1 pseudogene is annotated in these 893 nt (G+C 32.8%); it reads right to left on the bottom strand.

Features of this window, described 5'->3' with window-relative positions:
• Positions 1-837 (bottom strand): annotated as a pseudogene (locus CCY16_RS01060) (Rpn family recombination-promoting nuclease/putative transposase); the annotation flags it as partial.
• Positions 838-893: the final 56 nt, after the last annotated feature.

Genomic DNA, 893 nt, shown 5'->3' with positions numbered 1-893 from the left:
ATCCTGCAATCCTTTCAATTTCACTGATGGAAAGACCAGTAAACTTGACAATAGTGTTGGTATCAACATTATCAGCCAGCATTGCCTTTGCCACTTCAATTTTTCCTTCTTCTATACCTTCCAAGTTTCTGTTCAAGGATAGCTTCCTCTTTGTACAGATCCATTGTTCTTTCTTCATACGCTGTTAGGTCCTTTTCACCCCAGTGAAACTTGTTTAACTCATCATATGCTAAATTTATTATTAATACTTCTCCTGCTATCTTCTTTAAATTTTTATCTGTTGTTTCTTCTGCATACTTAAATAAAGAAACACCAGCGTTCTACTATGCTTGTTAGTTGGTCTACTTTACCTTTAGGAAATTTAGGTAGTTCAATGAATACGAATTGAAAATCCTGTAAATCATGCTCATTAGTTTCATCGTCTTTTATGGTATGGCTAGATATATAATTAGACTCATCGGGAAATAAAGTACAATTTGATGTTGTAATAAAGAAAATCTTTTGTAAATTAGCGTATCCACCAGATTGCCTTGAGTAAGCTTTGGCAACGTAATATTGAGCACGTTTTTTAAAGTCCTTTTCACGAGTGAGCTACATTTCAACCACAAACTTATTACCAACAGAATCCTTGCAGAGAATATCAACCATGCTTTGTTTCTCAGAAGCAAATTCAGAATTTATAATGACGCTGATGAATTCTATTTCTTGCATAGTATCAACTTCAGTATACCCTAAAATATCGCTCAAGAATGGATAAGAATATTCTTATTTCTTTCGTGCCAAGGATCTTCTTGAAAGTCATGTCCAATTTTTGTTAAGGAACTTAGAAAAAGCCATAAGAAATTAACTTGAAAGGTATTAATAGTAATACACTATTTTTTGCAAATATTCAA

It is taken from the genome of Wolbachia endosymbiont of Wuchereria bancrofti (assembly GCF_002204235.2).
Classification (GTDB): domain Bacteria; phylum Pseudomonadota; class Alphaproteobacteria; order Rickettsiales; family Anaplasmataceae; genus Wolbachia.
Note: the sequence above shows the minus strand (reverse complement) of the source record. Positions and strands in the feature narration are given on the sequence as shown.